Genomic DNA, 19,188 nt, shown 5'->3' with positions numbered 1-19,188 from the left:
CATAGCCATCTTTAACAATGTAGGGGAATCTGTAAATTTTCAAGCTTTAATGTTGTTTTGTCTAATGGATGATCACGATAGTCACCATCGCCTCATACAATTGTCCTATAAATGAAAAAAATAATTACGCGAAATTGTCCTGACAAATGGCTTTTAAATTGCATGGTTGTGAATTACTCTAAGCACAATTCTTAAAAGGTTTATTTCTAGAATGTCTGATTTTTTGATTGATGAAGAATTACTCGCAGCCATCGATATGGGATCAAACAGTTTTCATTTGGCGATTGCCCGGGTGGATCATGGCGAAGTGAAAAAAGTCGCATCAATGTCAGAAAAGGTTCAGCTTGCTGCGGGACTGGATGAAAATAAAAACTTAACCGAAGCCGCGCAGCAGCGTGGTTTGGCTTGTCTGGCCCGTTTTGTCGGACGTTTAGGTTCTGTACAACCAAACCGGTTAAGGATTGTGGCAACCAACGCATTACGTCAAGCCAAAAATGGTCATGAATTTATTCAGAAAGCGGCTGAAATTTTACCAAAACCGATTGAAATTATTGCTGGTCGTGAAGAAGCGCGTCTAATTTACTTGGGTGTGTCACATACCATGGCCAATACTGGCCGTCGTCTAGTAGTCGATATTGGTGGTGGTTCGACTGAACTCATCATTGGGGAAGAATTTGAACCCATTCATACCGAATCTGTGCAGATGGGTTGTGTGACTTTTACCAAGAAATTCTTTGCTGATGGTGAAATCACCCATAAAGCCTTTGATAAGGCAGTGACTGCGGCACGTAAAGAAATTTCGGGCATTGCCAATACTTATAAATCTGCCGGTTGGGATGCGGTGGTTGGTTCGAGTGGTACGATCAAAGCCTGTCGCCAGATCTGTGTCAACATGGGCTGGAGCAATGATAAAGAGCAGCTCACCCGTGAAGGTCTGGAAAAACTCAAAGACAAATTATTCAAATATAAACATGTTTCGGACATGGAGTTTGAAGGTCTGAAAGATGACCGCCGTGCAGTTTTGCCTGCAGGAATTGCCATTTTATATGCGGTATTTGATGTGTTGAATATTCCATATCTGGTGTATTCAGATGGTGCATTACGTGAAGGCGTGATGTATGACCTCTTGGGTCGTTTCAAGCATGAAGATATCCGTGATCGTTCAGTCCATGCCTTAATTGGTCGTTATAATGCCGATGCCAAGCAGGCCGAACGTGTAGTGCAGACTGCACAAAAACTGTTTGATGATGTAGCAGCTGATCTTGGCCTATATAGCGAGGACAGTGATTTACTTCGTCGTGCAGCTTATTTGCATGAAATTGGTTTAGCGATCAGTCATAGTGGTTATCACCGCCACGGTGCCTATTTATTGCAACATTCTGACATTGCCGGTTTTTCGCAGGTAGATCAGAATTATTTGTCACATTTGGTCGCACACCATCGTCGTAAATTGCGCGCTGATGCCAAGCATGATGTGATGAAAGTCGGTGGAACTAAACTTTTACAGCTGTGTTTGCTGTTGCGTCTGGCGGTTTTGGTCAATCACAGTCGTAGTGATGAGATGCTTCCTGCCATTGAACTCAAGGTCAAGAATGCGCAACAATGGCAGCTCAGCATTTCTGGTGATGCCAAACAATGGCCATTACTGATTGCTGAACTGCATGATGAACAGGTGCAGTTTAAAAATTGGGAGATCGAGCTCTCGGTTCAATCTGAACAATTTGTTAATTAATACCTTTATAGGGATGAAAACGGTTGACCTATGAAAAATAAAGCTACCCCATCAAAAGCATGGACGACAGTACAGATTGCTCGTCATCCGGAACGTCCACAATTTCTGGACTACGTAGGTGAAATATTCACTGAATTTGATGCTTTGCATGGCGACCGTCTCTATGGTGATGATGGCGCAATGATCGGTGGTCTGGCACGTTTCGATGGACAACCAGTGATGATCGTGGGTCAGCACCGTGGTCGTAGTACCCGTGAAAAATTACAGCATAATTTTGGCATGAGTAACCCGGAAGGTTACCGTAAAGCTCAGCGTCTGCTGGATATGGCGGAACGTTTTAATCTGCCAGTCTTCACCTTTATTGATACCATGGGTGCATACCCGGGTGTGGGTGCGGAAGAGCGTGGTCAGGCTGAAGCGATTGCGTCAAGTTTGGCACAACTTTCTAATCTGAAAGTACCTGTAATTGCTACAGTTTTGGGTGAAGGTGGTTCAGGTGGCGCACTCGGCATTGGTGTTGCGGATCGTGTAGTGATGCTCTCTCACAGTATTTATTCAGTGATTTCACCAGAAGGTTGTGCATCTATTCTGTGGAAAACCGCAGAAAAAGCAGAACAGGCCAGTGAAGCTTTGGCATTGACTGCTGAAAAATTGCAGAAGATGGGCATTGTTGAATACGTCGTTGATGAAGGTGAAGGTGCACATCTGGATCCGGATGAAGTCATGTACCAACTGAAAGCAGTCCTGAAAGAAGCTTTAAATGAACTGCAAGCAATGGAACCACAAGCACGATGCGAAGCACGTTACCAACGTTTAATGAAGTTTGGCAGCGACAATTTAGGTCTGGCATCTTAAAGCAACTGCAGGAATTTCCTGCAGAAACAAAATTTCTAATCGGATGCAGTGGCGGCGTAGATTCTATGCTGCTTCTGCATCTGATGTTTTTTTTATGCCCGGGAAAAATCCGCGCAATTTATATTGATCATCAATTGCAAAGTATCAGCAATGAATGGGGCACTTTTGTCCAGCATCAGTGTCAGCAACTAAATATTCCTTGCATCATTCAGCCCGTCCATGTTGCCAGCGGCAATCTGGAATCACAGGCTCGCCAATCACGGTATCAAGCTTATTTACGGCATCTTCGGCCCGATGAAATTCTGGTCTTAGCCCATCATCAGCAAGATCAAGCAGAAACTTTAATGTTGCGCTTACTTTCTGGGGCAGGGATTGATGGTCTGGCTGCCATGAAAGCGATCGATATACGGACAGATTTAACCATCTGGCGGCCACTACTGGATATTTCCCGTGAGCAGATTTGCCAATGGGCAGCAGATTTAAATATCCAGAATATCGAAGATCCGACCAATCAGGATACTCATTATGACCGTGCCTGGGCACGTCAGGTGCTGTGGCCAGTATTAAGTCATCGCTATCCGAAAATGCAGTCTGCCTTGGCTCGTACCAGTGAACTGATGCAGGATGCACAAAACATTCTGCAAGACGTATTAGAGCAGGATATCAAACTCTGTGGTAACGCCGAAATTCTCGATCTATCTTCATTCTCAAGTTTATCCAAAGCACGGCAGCGTCAGTTACTCTCGGTCTGGATGAAAGGCGAAGGACAATATCGTCCCTCTCTGAACATGGTTGAGCGTGTACAGGTTGAAGTAATTGAAGCGAAACCAGATGCCCAAGCAGCGCTGCATTGGTCGGGCTATTACTATGTGCGTTATCAGCAGCAGTTGCATCGACTAAAAGCTGAAGTTTATCTGGTTGACCAACAATCGACTGTAGCCGAACAGCAGATCATTTTACAGAATAAAGATCAGGTTCATCTTCCTTCCGGTCAATTCAGGATTCAAAGGGCTGAGATAGGATTATCTCCCACTTTATTAGGACAACCCTTGTATTTACGGCAACGGAAGGGGGGTGAAAAAATCCATCTCTATGGACGGGTGGGACACTGGCCGCTCAAAAAAGCTATTCAGGAAGCGCAAATATTTCCCTGGACTCGGCATACTATTCAAATATTAAGCACAGATAATGTTATGCTAGGCGTGTTTACACCTAAAGGATTTTGGTTAGCTCAATCTGCATATTGTGAAGCAGGGGGATGGCTACCCATTTCGGTTTCTTCAACTTTAGAATTCAACGACGAGCATTAAACATGAGTGCAGCTTTAAATTGTAATATTAGTTTTATTGGTGGCGGTAATATGGCTCAAGCCTTGATTGGCGGGCTGATTTCGCAGGGGTTGCCAGCAACGCGTATTACAGTTTCTGATCCGGTTGAGAAAGTACGCTCACTTCTTGCAGAAAAAGAAGTCAATGTCACCGATGATAATATTGCTGCTATTAAAGATGCGGATATCGTCCTGTTTGCAGTCAAACCACAGGTTTTAGCTGGTGTGTTAAAACCACTTCAAGGTTTACTTGATGGCAAGCTGGTGATTTCAATTGTTGCGGGTGCCGAGATTGCAACACTATCTGCGCTATTGGGTACTGATCGTATTGTCCGTGTGATGCCGAATACACCCGCATTGGTACAGACTGGTGCACATGGTTTATTTGCCAATGCAGAAGTTGGTAATGATGACCGTGAGCTGGCGAGTCAGGTTTTGGCTTCTACCGGTCTGACAATTTGGGTAAACTCAGAAGCTCAGATTGATGCCGTAACTGCAGTCTCTGGTTCAGGACCTGCTTACTTCTTCTATATGATGGAAAGCATGATTCGTGCAGGCAAGAATTTAGGTCTGGATGAAAAAGTAGCTACTGCATTGACATTGCAAACTGCTTTGGGGGCAGCGCAAATGGCGATCACCAGTTCGAATACACCGGCAGAGCTGCGTAAAAATGTAACATCTCCGAATGGTACAACTCAGGCGGCATTGGAAGTGTTTGATCGCGCGCAGATTTCTCAGAATATTCAGGCAGCGCTTGCTGCTGCGCAAAAACGTAGTCAGGAACTGGCCCAAGAGCTCAGTGACAATAGCAAATAATCTATCAGTTTAATTTTTAGGAACGTTCAAGTATGGGTGCAAATTCTGCGCTAATTTTTGGCATTATCATTAACGTCGCGATTTTGCTCGTATTCTTCCGCTTTTTAATGCAATTAGCCGCGGTGAGTCCTTATAATCCTGTCGTTCTATCTACTGTCAAAGCGACTAAAATTGTAGATGTGTTTGGGCGTATTTTCCCAACTGCAGGTAAAGGCCGGGTGAATACTGCTGCACTGGCACTTTTGGTCGTGCTGTATTTGCTGAAAATTTTTGGCATCATGTATTTGTCTGGGGGAATGCCAAATGGTCCAATCCATTTGCTTATTCTAACCTTCGTTACCATGATGCAGGATTTGATCCGTTTCTGTCGTTACCTGATTTTTGCAACAATTATTTTGAGCTGGGTGGTGATGTTTACGCAATCCCGTTCACCTTATATTGAGGTAGTTCAGGAACTTGCAGAGCCATTATTGGCACCGTTCCGTCGTATCATGCCGAATATGGGGATGATCGATCTGTCTCCAATCTTGGCAATTTTGGCATTGATCGTAATTGAAATGATTATGAACCAGGTGGCAATTGTGTTGCTAACCGGCCTTTAATCAGATCCCAAAGAAAAGGACGCTTAGGCGTCCTTTTTTATTTCAAGAAAATTCCCTCTCCTTGTAGGAGAGGGTTAGGGTGAGGTCTATAAATTTAAATAACCTCTATCCCAACCTTCCTCCTAAAAGGAGGAAGGAGCTTTAGTATTAATGCGCTTCATCCCAGTTCATGCCTTTACCGACTTCCACGACCAAAGGCACAGAGATTTCAATCACAGATTGCATCACTTCGGCCAGTTGAGGAGCCAGTTCATCTGCAATCGCTTCATCGACTTCAAATACCAATTCATCGTGCACTTGTAGCAGCATTTTGGCCTGATCTTTAGGTAGCATTTTATCAACCTCAATCATCGCCATTTTGATAATGTCTGCAGCTGAACCTTGTAATGGTGCATTAATCGCCGCACGTTCAGCGGCTTTGCGGACCATCATGTTACGGGCATCGATATCAGGTGTGTATAAACGGCGACCTAGAATAGTTTCAACGAAGCCTTGTTCCAATGCCACCTGACGGGTACGCTGCATATATTCATAAATTCCCGGATAGCGGCGGAAATACTGTTTGATATATTCCTGTGATTCCTGACGGGTGAAACCTAACTGACGGGTCAGACCAAATTCAGACATGCCATAGAGCAGACCGAAATTCACGGCTTTGGCCTGACGACGCTGATCATTGGTCACTTCTTCAAGCGGGATACCCAGAACTTCAGCTGCGGTACGGCGATGCACATCCTGTCCATGGTTAAAGGCATCTACTAGCGCATCATCCTGAGATAAATGTGCCATCAGACGCAATTCAATCTGTGAATAATCGGCTGCGAGTAAGACACGACCTTCAGGTGCAATAAAGGCCTTACGAATCTGACGTCCGATTTCCGCACGAATTGGAATGTTTTGCAGGTTTGGATCAGTAGACGATAAACGGCCAGTGGCTGTGAGTGCCTGATGATAACTGGTATGCACACGATGGGTTTCGTTATTGGCCTGTTTGCATAGACCATCGGTATAGGTACTTTTCAGTTTAGACAGACCGCGATATTCCAAAATCAGTTCAGCAATCGGGTGTTCCAGTTTTTCCAGTACACTTTCGCTGGTACTGTACTGACCGGTAGAGGTCTTTTTACCACCTTTCAGGCCTAGTTTTTCAAATAGAACTTCACCGACCTGTTTTGGAGAGCTGACATTAAACGCTTCACCGGCTATTTCCGTGATCTGATTTTCCAGATTCTGCATGGTTTGAGCGAACTCACAACCGAGTTGATCCAGAAAAGCCAGATCCAGTCGGATGCCATTTTCTTCCATGCTGGTCAGCACACGCGCTACCGGCATTTCAATATTGTGCAGAATATTGACCAGTTCAGGATAAGCCTGAAGTTTTTTGCTCAGTACTTCAAACAGACGATAGGTCACATGCGCATCTTCTGCGGCATAGTGGGCGGCAGTTTCGATCTCGATTTTATTGAAAGTTTTTTGTTTGGCGCCTTTACCTGCCACCTGTTCATAGGTCGTGGTTAAGTGGCTTAAGTACAGACGAGCCACATCATCCATACCGTGGCGAGTGGCAACCGAGTTGAGCACATAAGAAGCCAGCATGGTATCAAAATACCAGCCCACCAGATGAATGCCGTGATTTTCCAGAACATGCGCATCATATTTCAGGTGGTGGCCAATTTTCTGAATCGCTTCATCTTCTAAAATCGGTTTGATCTGAGCCAGAATTTCTTCACGATTTAGCTGTTCTGGAGCACCTTCATAATCATGTGCTAGCGGTACGTAATAGGCATCCTGGGCATCAAAAGCCACCGAAAAACCGACAATCTGTGCAATACGATAGTCCAGACTGGTGGTTTCAGTATCAAAAGCAAAGCGTTTTTCAGTATTTAAACGTTCAAACAGCTTGTCCCAATCTTCCTGAGTCAAGACGGTATGATAAGTCGCCTCTCCGAGCTGATCGTTATCACTGCTCAGTGTCGCCTGCTGGTCATCAGCTTCCTGAGGTTCAGGTGCTGCTTTGGCAGTAATCGATTGGGTAGCCTGTTTATAATTACGGTTATTGGGATTATTTGGATGATCCAGTGATTGCAGCTGGTTACGGAATTCCAGTTCAGTATACAGATTACGTAAAGCTTCTACATTTGGATCCTGAAGTTTCAGGTCATCATAAGTGAAGCTTAAATCCAGATCGCAAATGATGCTGGCCAACTGATGATCCAGTGCAATGCCATCGGTATTGTCTTTAATATTCTGACCCACTTTACCTTTGATCTTGTCGACATTTTCCAGAATGCCACCAATCGAGCCATATTCATTGAGTAATTTGGCTGCAGTTTTCGCCCCAATCCCAGGCACACCCATAATACCGTCTGAGGCATCGCCCATCAGGGTCAGATAGTCAATGATCTGGTTTGGCCATACACCAAACTTTTCAAAAACCCCATCAACATCCATTGGTTTTTCTTTGAAACTGTCTTCCAGGGTCACTTTATCAGTCACCAGCTGTGCCATGTCTTTATCACCAGTCGAAATCAGCACCTGATGGCCTAAAGCTTCAGCACGTTTAGCCAGTGTACCAATAATGTCATCCGCTTCCGCACCTGGCAGCATATGCAGGGGAATGCCCAAAGCACGAATCAAGGCATGTAAGTATGGAATTTGCTGTGACAGTTCTTCCGGCATGCTCGGACGGTCACCTTTATAAATAGGTGATAGCTCGTGACGGAAAGTCGGTTCAGGCGTGTCGAAAATCACCGCCATATGGGTTGGCTGGGTACGGCGCATCAGTTTTTGAATAGCAGAAATCGCACCACGAATTGCATTGGTGTGCAGACCGGTTGACGTGGTTAATGGTGGTAGTGCATGAAAGGCACGAAATAAAAAGTAAGAGCCATCGACCAAGACAAATGGTGGCATGTAATCAATTCCTTATTCAAAAAACAGTTTTATTGTACGTGATTTTTACTGCACTCGCAGGGGCAAGTCGGTTTCTACAGCTTAGCGAATATCGGGTGAAGATGAAATAAGCAGTACAAGCTGTTGTATGATGACATGGTTAAGGAACGAGAACGAGAAGAATGACGGCAGGGCAAAATGAATTGCGTATGATCTGGCTGATTAGTCTGGTAATTGTGGGGATAAGTGCATGGTATCTGGAATTGCAGATCGTGACTTATCTCACTGGTCTGGGTTTCCTGATCAGCGTGATGCAATATATCAGTGCCATTGAAGCGCCCGTGCGGGATCTGGCTGCACCGACGCAGGTGATTGTGCCAGCCAATTCTAAAATACCGCTATATATTTCTTCTATTATCGCCATTGTCGGAGGCGTGACTGAGCTCAACTGGCTGATGGGGATCGGCATTACCGCCTGGATTTTCTTTCTATTACGCTGGTTACAACGTTTGGAACGTAACATTGTCCAGTTGCAATCTCGTTACCGGTCAGCAGATCAGATACATCCAGAAATCACTCAACCAGATATTCCTTTACCCATTGCTGCTCAAGCTAGTTCAGATCAACCACAATTGCTGGATCAGATCCAGCAGTGGATTTTTCGAGGAAATCCGGTCCTTAAAGCTGCGATCGCGATTCTGGTCATTGGAATCATTTTATTACTCCGTTTTGCGACAGAGCACTGGCAGCTGAGCTTGGCGGTAAAATTAGGACTGGTCGCTTTATCTGCTGTTGTTGTGACCGGATTGGGTTATACCCTGATCGCTAAAAACCGCAGTTTTGGTCTGGCACTGGAAGGCTTGGGATTAGGGGCACTATTTCTGACCTTGTTCTTTGCCTATTACAATCTGGTGATTGCCACCTTGCCACTGGCAGCTCTGGTGTTTTTGGTTATTTTGGCAATTACGCTGTACTTAAGCTTGAAACAGGAAAGTATTGAGCTGGCAGTCATGGCCTTATTCATTGCCTATCTGGCGCCGTTTACCTTACCGACCCGGGATGCTTCTGCGGTTGAGTTCATCAGTTATTATCTGCTGATTAATATCGGCGTGCTGTTACTCAGCAGTTTGCGGCCCTGGAAAATCCTGAACCAGATTGCTTTTCTGGTCACAATCATAGTAGGCGGGATGTATAGCCTGATTCATGGTCATACATACGAGCGTTATACAATGACCGCCCTGATTCTGGCACATAGTGCGGTATTCATCTGGCTAGGCTTTCGTTTTAGCCAGTTACTGGCTCGGCAGGATCTTTCCTGTTTTCGTTTAAAACCGGTTCTGGATCTTGCCCTGATTTTCGCTGCACCGATTACCGCATATATTTTCCTGTATCTGATTCATTTCAATCAGCCTGATCAGAAGCTTTGGCAAGCCGGGCTTAGTCTGTTATTTGCCGGGATATTTGCAATCTGTTGGACTTTAGTGCGTCGTAGAGAAAGTATTCAGGTCATTTCCCAAAGTTATCTCAGCTTGATGCTGATCTTTCTGGCTTTGGTTCCACCCATTTTATTGACAGAGCAGTGGAGCGTAGTCGGTTGGGCAGTTGAAGGCGTACTAATTTATCTCTGGGCATTGGAAAAGAATATTCGGGTTGCGCATTATCTGAGTATGGGACTGCTGATTATGGCAGGCTTCAGTAGTGTTTACTATCTGATCGAGCTTAATCCCACACCGCGGAAAATTTTCTGGATTCTCAGCTTCTGTTATGTCGCCGTCGTCTTCCTGAGTCAGCTTAAAGCCAAATATCGCCAGCAGCTTAATAGCTTAAGTATCAGTTTTCTGAGCACTCTCAGTTTTGCTGCGACCCTGATGTTGTTTGCCTTGCTTGAAGATGAGTTTGCTCATGAACAGGCTTATATTTATAGTTTATTCAGTCTTGGACTGGGTTATACGGTTCTAAGTGAAATCATACAGCGCAAGCATCAGGAATGGTGCTGGTTATTGCCAAAATGGAGCGGTCTTACGCCATTGGTGATCATTGCGATTTTGCTGGCTGTTGATTATAGCGAAAATGGGATTCTGGTCTGGCCAAGTGCTTTGGAGCGTGGAATCTTTGCACTTTCATCATTATTGCTGGCTGCTTTATGGTTAAGACCGGTGAAAGGAATTGATTTATCCAAAGAGTGGATGAGCTTTGGGGTATTTGCCAGCCTGACTTTGGCTAGTGTATGCCTAATACCGAGCATGCCTTATCTCAGTATGGTAATTCTGCCTTTGGTATTCTGGTTCTGGTGTTATCGACAAAAAGAAAATTCAGAGTGGCGCTTACTCTGGCAAAGTAAAAACTGCTTGGTGTTAATGGGAGCTTGGTTAATATGCTCACAGCTGTTTAACCAGCAAGCTTTCCAATATTACTGGTTACCTCTATTCAATCCATTTGATCTGATCAGTCTGGCCATGCTTGCCAGTTTCCTGTGGATGCTGTTGCAGCAGATTCGGGCAGGACACGATCGCGGGATGATGTCGGTACTGATGGTACTAAGCCTGTTATGGCTGTCGAGCTATATTGTATTACGGGCCTTACATATCTATCTGCAAACACCATTCAATAGCCTGGAATTGTGGAGTAATGCCACAGTACAGTTAAGCCTGACGATTCTTTGGGTATTGCTGGCCTGGGCGACCATGTGGACGGCCACCCTGAAAAGACTTAAACCGATGTGGATTTTAGGGGGGAGTATTCTGGTCATTGTCAGCTTGAAGCTGGTGTTATTTGACCTGTCTCATACCGGTACACTGACGCGTGTGATTTCATTCCTGCTGGCCGGTGGAGTCATGCTACTGATTGCATATATTGCACCGATGCCGGATGGAGAGAAGAGGGTTTGAATCTAAATTACTAGATTTGAGCAATTAATTTAATCTTCCCAAACCCTGAACGAGCTTAAAGCACTACTTTAAACGATGTGTAAGAGAAAGACAGGCTTTTTATGACAGTTCCTCCCTTAGTAAAGGGAGGTTAAGAAAGGATATAGAAAAAGTTATTTTAAATTCGGCTCTCTCTTAAGCTCCTTCTCATTGGCATATTGATCAATGTCTTCATTTTCCAGTGGGCGAGCCAGTGGATGATCAACAAAGCCCATTTTCGGTACCGGAATTTCAATCTGGTTGTCGAGAAAGCCATTTCGAATCCGTTCCTGCATTTCATCACGGACTTTCAGATAATTTTCCTGCTGACACCAGATCGCAAACAAAAGTTCAATCGAAGATTCACGGAAGGCGGTGACTGTGACTGCAGGCTTTGGATCGGCCAGAACCAGCGGATATTTATTGGCAACATCAAGCAGTACTTCACGCACCTTGATGATGTCTTCATGGAAATTAATAGCCAAGGTAATCGGAATACGCCGGATCGGAAACTTGGACAAGTTGTGTACCGGAGCCCGAATCAGTTGTTCGTTCGGCAAGCGTACATAAATATTGTCTTGGGTAAGTAGTTTAACCGAGAGCAGATCAATCGAAATCACTTCACCTTCAACGGTATGTCCACGAATCAGTGTAATCTGAATGGTATCACCCACTTCAAAAGATCCTTCACCAATCAGGAAGATACCGCTGATCAGGTTGGATGCAGAGGTTTGGGATGCGAAACCCAGTGCGACGGTTAAAATACCTGCTGCACCGAGAAAGACACTGAGTTTAAATCCGGCTTCCTTCAAACTCGCCATCACAAACAGCAGGAAAATAAAGTAGAAAATCCCGCGGCGCCAGACCATTTGCTGATGCGCATTAAAGCGTATACCAATAGTACGGATAAAAGCATTCGAAAAAAAACGTGCGATCAGGAAACCAATAAAACACAGCACAACCGCGACGACGATTTCAGTCAGGCGATCGGTATTAATATTGGTAAATACTCCCTTGAGACTGTTGGTGACTTCGGTTGGAATATTCGAATTTGGCATCACACGCTCTTAGAAAAATGAATCAAACATATTAAATAAATTTCCCGCTGGATCACGGGGTGGGTGTAAATAATCCACTTCACCCGCATTGGGCGGGGTACGGTTTTCCACCCGGATCCGGGGTGGGCGATCCAGACCTTCATGCAAAACCTTAATCTGCGAGGTCCACAGACGTTCAGTGCTGGCACTATAAAAGAGAGGCAATGCAGGTACTGGAACATTCATACGATCGAAACGCAGTTGCTGCTGACTGGTATTATGAAACTCAATTGGAGTCACAGCACGGAATGCACGAGGACGTAATTGTTGCAATTCAGTCCGGCCATCGACTGCGGTAGCATAGCAAATTTCACCGGAACGATGATTGGGTCCAAACCAGGTATCTTTCGGTAAAATCACTGGAAGATCAAAAATCGGTTCACGTTGACCTTCGACAAAACCGGCAATCCATAGCGGGGTGCTGATATAGAGGGTTCCACGTTGTCCAGCCGGAATATAAATCGGATCAACCGGTTTAATTACTACGGAGCGATTCGCCAGACGTGGCATAAGTTGTAATTTGCTTTGGGTGGATTTGAACATATAGCGTTCAATTTTCACCGGGGTCGGGAATGCAAACAGTGGGTCACTGATCTGATGCCATTGCTGTTCATAATCGTACTGAACCCTCGGACGGTAATATTCTAGTCGCCATTCCTGCAAGCCTCGGGTCAAACGAAACAGCAGAGAGCCAAATTGCCAGGCCTTGGACTCGTTAATTTCAAAACTTTGCTCTCCCCACCATTGAATTCTGGGAGACTGCAGGTTTAATTCCTCTTGATCTTGCGGCAATGTTGGCATCCTTTCTTGCTAAATCTTTGAAAACATACTTCACGCTGTCATATGCTTAGAGTACACTCAATTTAAATTTTTTCATCATTATTATAATCTGCGATGCAAGTACTGAAACAATTACAAATCCCGTATAGCTTTGCGAAACGTCATGGTGTGCTATTGCGTTATGAGGGAGATCAGGCTTTTATTGTCCGTCGTGACAATACATCTATGCTTGCATTACAGGAAGCACGCCGTTTGCTGGGTCATCCGGCTCAGTATCAACATTGTACAGAACAAGAATTCAATCAGTTACTCAGTTCCAGTTTTGCCGGCGATAGCGGTGAGTCACAGCAGGTGGCTGCCGGTCTGGAAGATCATCCTGATTTATTAAGCCTTGCCGATTCGGTTCCTGAAGCCGAAGACCTGATGGATCAGGAAGATGATGCGCCTATTGTCCGTCTGATCAATGCCTTGTTGTCGGAAGCGATCCGTGTTGGCGCCTCAGATATCCATGTGGAATCTTTCGAAAAACGACTTTCCGTACGCTTGCGTGTCGATGGGCAGTTGCGTGAAATTGTGCAGCCACGTCGTGAGCTGGCGCCATTACTGGTATCACGGATCAAGGTCATGGCCAAGCTGGACATTGCAGAAAAACGTATTCCTCAGGATGGACGTATTTCCTTGCGTCTGGCAGGGCGTGAAGTCGATGTCCGTGTTTCAACCTTGCCATCCTCTTATGGGGAGCGGGTGGTGATGCGATTGCTAGACAAACAGGCTGGCCGTCTAAATATGACTCATCTGGGCTTGATGAATAACGATTATGATCGACTCAAGACCCTGGTGCATCGTCCTCATGGCATTATTCTGGTGACTGGACCTACCGGTTCGGGTAAGACCACTACCTTATATGCAGCACTTTCTGATCTAAATGATGGTTCCAAAAATATCCTGACGGCTGAAGATCCGGTGGAATATCAGTTAGAAGGGATTGGTCAGACTCAGGTAAATACCAAAGTCGACATGACCTTTGCTCGTGCTTTAAAAGCCATGTTGCGTCAGGATCCGGATGTGGTGATGGTCGGTGAGATTCGTGATCTGGAAACCGCAGAAATTGCAGTTCAGGCCTCACTGACAGGTCACCTGGTATTATCAACGCTGCATACCAATACTGCGATTGGTGCAGTGACCCGTCTGAAAGACATGGGAATTGAACCATTCTTGCTATCGAGCTCCTTAATTGGGGTAGTTGCTCAGCGTCTGGTACGGACTTTATGCCCACATTGTGCAACCTGGAAAGATGCAGATGCATTTGAACAGAATCTGTTTGAACATATTGAGCATCCACAGGATTTAAGATTACCTCAACCGCACGGTTGTGAACGGTGTGGTAATACCGGCTTTAGTGGACGTACCGCCATTTATGAAATTGTACCGGTTGATGAGCATATGCGCCGTCTGATTCATGGTAATGTGGCTGAATATGAGCTGGAAACCTATGCACGTCAGCAATCTGGTTCAATTCGTGATGATGGTTTACGTAAAGTGCTGGCTGGTAAAACGACTATTGAAGAAGTTTTGCGTGTGACCAATGAGGCGGCAGAGTAAATTTTTATTCGTTGTGATAGGAAGGCGCAGTTTTCTTAAGTAAATATCTCAAATGATTATTTTTCTATGAAATAGCACACAGTAATTTTGATCAAAATTCTATAAGAATAATCAGCTCTATCCTGAAATGACTTCTGATTTTTCAGGATAGAGAGTGGAATGCTTATGTAGACTTAGGTGATGACATTCAAAGTAACATCAATATTGTTTCGGGTTGCATTTGAATAAGGACAAACGATGTGTGCGGCATCGACCAGCTTTTGAGCTTCGTCCTGTTCCATTCCTTCTAAATGAATATTTAAAGTCACTTCAATGCCAAAACCGGTAGGAATCGGACCAATGCCAACTTCACCTTCAATATAGGCATCTTTGCTAATATTGATTTTATCCCGGTTGGCAACAAACTTCATGGCACCTAAAAAACAGGCTGAATAACCTGCAGCGAACAATTGTTCAGGATTGGTCCCGCCACCTGGGCCACCCATTTCCTTGGGCACTGCCAGTTTCACATCCAGAATCTGATCGTCAGAGGTTGCACGGCCATCTCGACCGCCTGTAGCTTTGGCACGTGCGGTATATACTGCTTTTTCTAATGACATGAGAGTATTTCCTGCTTGTTCTTTTATGGAACTTCTATGCTCCATAATTTCTAGGGAAGAATAAGCAGGGATTTTGTTAATTTATGCAAGCGAATGAGAATGCGGTAAAAAGTCTGACTTAAGAGAACTTTAGTAGCTTGCGATGCTGCATGAGTGGCATAGACTCACGCACTTTGGCCTGCCCAGTCAAATCAAAATCAACCGTAATAATCTGTGCGCCTTCCGCATGCACCATATCGAGAAGTTGACCACGGCTGTTTGTGGCAGCGGCATGTCCCCAAGTTTGACGTTTTTCACCATGCCAACCCTGTTGAGCAGCACCGAGAACTGTGCATTGGGTATCCATAGCACGTGCTTGCAATAATAATTGCCAGTGCATTTGGCCAGTGGTGTAAGTAAAGGCAGATGGCGCAGTTAAAATATTCGCGCCTTGGGCACGTAAATGAAGCGCAAGTTCAGGAAAACGCAGGTCATAGCAGACCATCATACCGATATTGCCAAAAGGTGTTTTCGCAACAACAACATCGGTACCTGGTTCAAAAAATTGGGATTCCTGATAGCCACCAACAGCATCACCGACCTGTACATCAAAGAGGTGAATCTTGTCATAGCGGGCTTCAGTTTTTTCTGGGCTAATACACAAGCTAACGGTACGAACTCGGCCATCTTCAATAATCGAACCATCAGGACGATAAGGACAGGGTAATGTCCCTGCGATAATCCAGATCTGATATTGATGCGCTAGTTGTTCCAGACGTTGTTGAATGCTCTCGAATTGAGCTGCAGTTTCGCGCTGCTTACCAGCAGCAAAACAGACGAAATTTTCAGGAAAGACAATAAGCTCAGCACCTTTTGCTTTACTTTGTTGAATTAATGATTCGATGGTCATGAAATTTTGCTCAATTTCATTTTGGGAATTCATCTGTGCAACAGAAAGTAAAGTCATAGGGATTCCTTATTGTGTGTTCATACCTTTTGTTCAGATACTTGATCTAGATTATCTTGTTCTTTTTGCAACTGTTTGACCAAGGGCTCAAACATATTCTGGTTGCTCTGATTTAACCGCATTAAAGTCTTGTGTGCATCTAGAACAGTTTTCAGCATTGCTTGATGCGTCACATGTTCTTCCATCAGTTTACGCGTACATACATTTGAATCACCGCAGTAATCCAAAATGACAAAGACCTGCCCCAAGCCCATACTATTGGCCAGAGTCGTGATATCAGAGTTAGTCGACAACATCACCGCCTGGATCTTATGGAGCTGCTTAAGTTTAAGTCCTAATTTTGCTAGGACACCCAGTACAGTGCTGTCAATAAAGCTGGTTTCAGTCAGATCAACAATTGCGCCAACAACGTTGTCCTGCTGCTCAAGTTTGTTCAGTAATTTGTCTAGACTAATACAAGATTGGGCCCGCACTTCGCCGATAAGCTTAAAAATATGCGTTCCATTCAAGCTTGCATATTCAACATGACCTGTTGACATATAAATGCCATTTGCAGAGAAGGATATTAAATTATCCCATAGGGTCTACGGATACTCAAGTAGCTGAAAGTCGCAATCAAATTAAGTGCTTATAAAGCTTGTGATTATACTGCTATTTCACTCTTATAAAGCTGAGAATGGCAATATCGTCGGCAACATGTTCGGGTGCTTCGAAGGATTCGTTCTGTAAGTGATGCAATAATTGGGAAAATTGTTCATTCAGACCGCCGTTAAACGGCTCCAATGCTCCATCTGAACAGATAATAAATCGTGCATTGCGGCTGAGAATATATTCATTTTCTTCTACCTCAAGGTCTTCAGTGAGGCCAAGAGGAAAGCTGCTGGATGACAGGATTTTAGGTTCCTGATTCGGTTCAAAGATAATCGGAGGAGGGTAGTGGCCAGCACTGGACCATTTCAAGACATGACTTTCTAGGTTTAGAATTCCGGCTATCATGGTGATATGTTTTTCAATATTTTCCTGAACCAGCATCCCGTTCAGCTTCTTGATTAGCTCACGAGGTGTTTTCGAACGTCCATGAAAAGCCGCCATCCAGGACGTTAATAAACTGCTGGTAACGCCATGACCAGAAACATCCGCAAGATAGAAAATGACTTCTTTATCGCTGATTTTCCAGTAATCGTACCAATCGCCAGATAGATAGGCAGAAGGTTGAAAATAGGTTTCAACCGCATAATTGGTTAATTCAATTTCATTCGGTAGCAAACGTTTTTGTAGCTCTGCCGCAGAAGGAAGGTCACGACTATCCTGATTACGCTTATATTGCGCATCAATTTTTTGTAATGCGATATCGGGTTGTTCAGGCAGTTTATTCCAGATCCAGCCTGCCAAAGCGCCTTGTTCCCAAGCTTGTGCCAAGGCTGTTCCTTCATTTTCCAGCGCTAATACGACAGTCGGAAGGTTCCACTTATATTTCAGATAATCATGTACATCTGCAATGGCAATAATCGTCGCATCGTACAACTCGTGATCTTCCAGCTTGATTACTTGAACGTGCGGAAGCTTCTCAAGCACTTGATCTAAATAAGGAATATCACGGGTAGGTTGAATGAAATACATAGACAGGTAGTTCGATCTTGGGATGAGTTATAAGATGTACTATAACAAGCAAATGATTGCTAGCGAACGGTTTTCGCTAGCAAATCATCATTGAGCTTAGGTTTCAAAGGTCATCACTAGAAGATTCAGTCTCATTTTCATCGAAAGATTCATCTTCAAGATTTTCATCATCGAAGTCATCTTCAAGGAATAAAGATTCCTGTTCCAGACCTTTTTTCTGGGCGATCATATAATTGGTACGTTGCAAATAAATATCGCGAATTTGTGCATAACGATCACCTGTTAACACACCTTCAATATCAAGTAATTCTGCACGATTATCAATTGCACGCCAGAATTGATCACCCCAATACAAGCCTTCATCATCTTCAAGAATATATTTCTGTGGACGGGTCTGGCTATCGACTGCCATACCGAAAGTATCACGCACAGAACTTGGGCCCAGGAACGGTAACATCACATAAGGACCGGAAGGTACACCGTAATAACCTAGCGTAATCCCGAACTTTTCATCTTCATGATCCAGTCCCAGACGACGGGCTGGGTCTGCCAGACCTAAAGTAGTTAAGGTATTAATGGTAAAACGGCCCAAAGATTTTGCGGCACGAGCAGGACGGCCCTGAATCAACTGGTTTACCGCATTCCATGGTTCACCTAAATTGCTACGGAACTGGGTATAGCTGCCACGCACATCTTGAGGAACCTTTTCCTGATACTGAACCGCAATGGGGCGAACAACTGCCTGATCGATTGCATCATTAAATTGATACACCTTTCTATTCCAGCCCTGGAAAGGATCTTTAACTTCTTCAGCCTGTGCAGCACTAGCATCGACTTTTAGCTGGGTTTGCAGGTGACTCACTTTAGAAGATATTTTTTCTCTGAGTGGAACCGTAGCAGTAGTAGAAGATTCAGTTTCTATTTCAGTCTGTTCAGCCTGAGTAGTGTCTTCAGCAAAAATTAATGGGCTAGAGGCCAAAGAAAATAAGCATAAAGATAAATAAATAGAGCGATGCATAAGGAAACCCCAAAGCCTTGTTCTGAGTATAGTGGCGTTGTTTAACCCGGAATAATAAACTGTATTACTAGGAATAGGCGTAATTTAAGCAAAATTGTATAATAAATGAATAAAAACTTCATAAAAGGCTAAAAATTAGACATGCGGTAAGATTTATTTGAAAAAGGTGTTGCAAGCCCCCTGAAATACTGTAGAATGCACATCCATCGGCGGTGATGAAGATTAAAACTTCTGATAAAACAGTAACTTAGCATGAAATAGTTGAGTTAGGTTTTAGAAAGAAAGTTTAAAAATAATTTTCATTACTGGTTGACTTTCTAGAGATAGAGAGTAATATAGCCGACCTAGCTTGCTACTGACGAAGTAGTAAGAAGATCATTAAGAGATTATGAAGAA

15 protein-coding genes are annotated in these 19,188 nt (G+C 44.2%); 7 read left to right on the top strand and 8 right to left on the bottom strand.

Annotated features, from left to right (window positions below; translation table 11 throughout):
* The first annotated feature begins 211 nt into the window (after positions 1-211).
* The 5 genes from ppx to FTU72_RS07780 are packed head-to-tail and all read left to right on the top strand — an operon-like array spanning position 212 to position 5,332.
* Positions 212-1,732 (top strand): exopolyphosphatase, encoded by a 1,521-nt coding sequence (ppx, locus tag FTU72_RS07800; protein ID WP_180017794.1) that lies wholly within the window; start codon positions 212-214, stop codon positions 1,730-1,732.
* Positions 1,733-1,762: 30 nt separating this feature from the next.
* Positions 1,763-2,587 (top strand): acetyl-CoA carboxylase carboxyltransferase subunit alpha, encoded by an 825-nt coding sequence (locus FTU72_RS07795; RefSeq protein WP_004783557.1) that lies wholly within the window; start codon positions 1,763-1,765, stop codon positions 2,585-2,587.
* On the top strand, positions 2,524-3,897 hold the full coding sequence (tilS, locus tag FTU72_RS07790) for a tRNA lysidine(34) synthetase TilS (RefSeq protein WP_180052643.1): 1,374 nt from the start codon (positions 2,524-2,526) through the stop codon (positions 3,895-3,897). The genes FTU72_RS07795 and tilS overlap by 64 nt, the downstream gene beginning before the upstream one ends.
* Positions 3,898-3,899: 2 nt before the next feature.
* On the top strand, positions 3,900-4,730 hold the full coding sequence (proC, locus tag FTU72_RS07785; RefSeq protein WP_004783553.1) for a pyrroline-5-carboxylate reductase: 831 nt from the start codon (positions 3,900-3,902) through the stop codon (positions 4,728-4,730).
* A gap of 32 nt (positions 4,731-4,762) precedes the next feature.
* A complete protein-coding gene (locus tag FTU72_RS07780) occupies positions 4,763-5,332 on the top strand; it encodes a YggT family protein (RefSeq protein ID WP_004783550.1) in 570 nt (189 codons plus the stop codon).
* Positions 5,333-5,479: 147 nt separating this feature from the next.
* Here FTU72_RS07780 and polA read toward each other — a convergent pair whose 3' ends face one another.
* Entirely contained in the window at positions 5,480-8,245 is a 2,766-nt protein-coding gene (polA, locus tag FTU72_RS07775; RefSeq protein WP_180052642.1) for a DNA polymerase I, read from the bottom strand.
* 161 nt (positions 8,246-8,406) lie between these two features.
* Here polA and FTU72_RS07770 point away from each other — a divergent pair, with 161 nt between their 5' ends.
* The gene (locus tag FTU72_RS07770) at positions 8,407-11,112 is read left to right on the top strand and encodes a DUF2339 domain-containing protein (protein WP_180052641.1); all 2,706 of its coding nucleotides are present in this window, start codon (positions 8,407-8,409) and stop codon (positions 11,110-11,112) included.
* Between the two features lie 152 nt (positions 11,113-11,264).
* Here FTU72_RS07770 and FTU72_RS07765 read toward each other — a convergent pair whose 3' ends face one another.
* Complete coding sequence (locus tag FTU72_RS07765) at positions 11,265-12,188, bottom strand: mechanosensitive ion channel family protein (RefSeq protein WP_180017804.1); 924 nt, start codon at positions 12,186-12,188, stop codon at positions 11,265-11,267.
* Between the two features lie 9 nt (positions 12,189-12,197).
* Entirely contained in the window at positions 12,198-13,028 is an 831-nt protein-coding gene (locus tag FTU72_RS07760) for a hypothetical protein (RefSeq protein ID WP_166135723.1), read from the bottom strand.
* A gap of 93 nt (positions 13,029-13,121) precedes the next feature.
* Between FTU72_RS07760 and gspE the strand changes: the two genes are divergently transcribed.
* Entirely contained in the window at positions 13,122-14,609 is a 1,488-nt protein-coding gene (gspE, locus tag FTU72_RS07755; RefSeq protein WP_180052640.1) for a type II secretion system ATPase GspE, read from the top strand.
* 173 nt (positions 14,610-14,782) lie between these two features.
* Here gspE and FTU72_RS07750 read toward each other — a convergent pair whose 3' ends face one another.
* The 5 genes from FTU72_RS07750 to FTU72_RS07730 all read right to left on the bottom strand — a co-directional run bounded on the left by FTU72_RS07750 (position 14,783) and on the right by FTU72_RS07730 (position 18,792).
* A complete protein-coding gene (locus tag FTU72_RS07750; protein ID WP_004783539.1) occupies positions 14,783-15,208 on the bottom strand; it encodes an organic hydroperoxide resistance protein in 426 nt (141 codons plus the stop codon).
* A gap of 118 nt (positions 15,209-15,326) precedes the next feature.
* Positions 15,327-16,154: a carbon-nitrogen hydrolase family protein gene (locus FTU72_RS07745; protein WP_159123043.1), complete on the bottom strand. Its 828-nt coding sequence runs from the start codon at positions 16,152-16,154 to the stop codon at positions 15,327-15,329.
* A gap of 20 nt (positions 16,155-16,174) precedes the next feature.
* Complete coding sequence (gene gigB, locus FTU72_RS07740; RefSeq protein WP_004783532.1) at positions 16,175-16,693, bottom strand: anti-anti-sigma factor GigB; 519 nt, start codon at positions 16,691-16,693, stop codon at positions 16,175-16,177.
* A 112-nt stretch (positions 16,694-16,805) separates the two neighbouring features.
* Positions 16,806-17,774 (bottom strand): RsbU family protein phosphatase GigA, encoded by a 969-nt coding sequence (gene gigA, locus FTU72_RS07735; RefSeq protein ID WP_180052639.1) that lies wholly within the window; start codon positions 17,772-17,774, stop codon positions 16,806-16,808.
* A 103-nt stretch (positions 17,775-17,877) separates the two neighbouring features.
* On the bottom strand, positions 17,878-18,792 hold the full coding sequence (locus FTU72_RS07730; protein WP_159123041.1) for a VacJ family lipoprotein: 915 nt from the start codon (positions 18,790-18,792) through the stop codon (positions 17,878-17,880).
* Between the last annotated feature and the right edge of the window lie 396 nt (positions 18,793-19,188).

Origin of the sequence: Acinetobacter sp. YH12137, assembly GCF_013418535.1 — a bacterium.
Classification (GTDB): Bacteria; Pseudomonadota; Gammaproteobacteria; order Pseudomonadales; family Moraxellaceae; genus Acinetobacter.
This window is presented reverse-complemented; position numbering and strand designations above follow the sequence as displayed.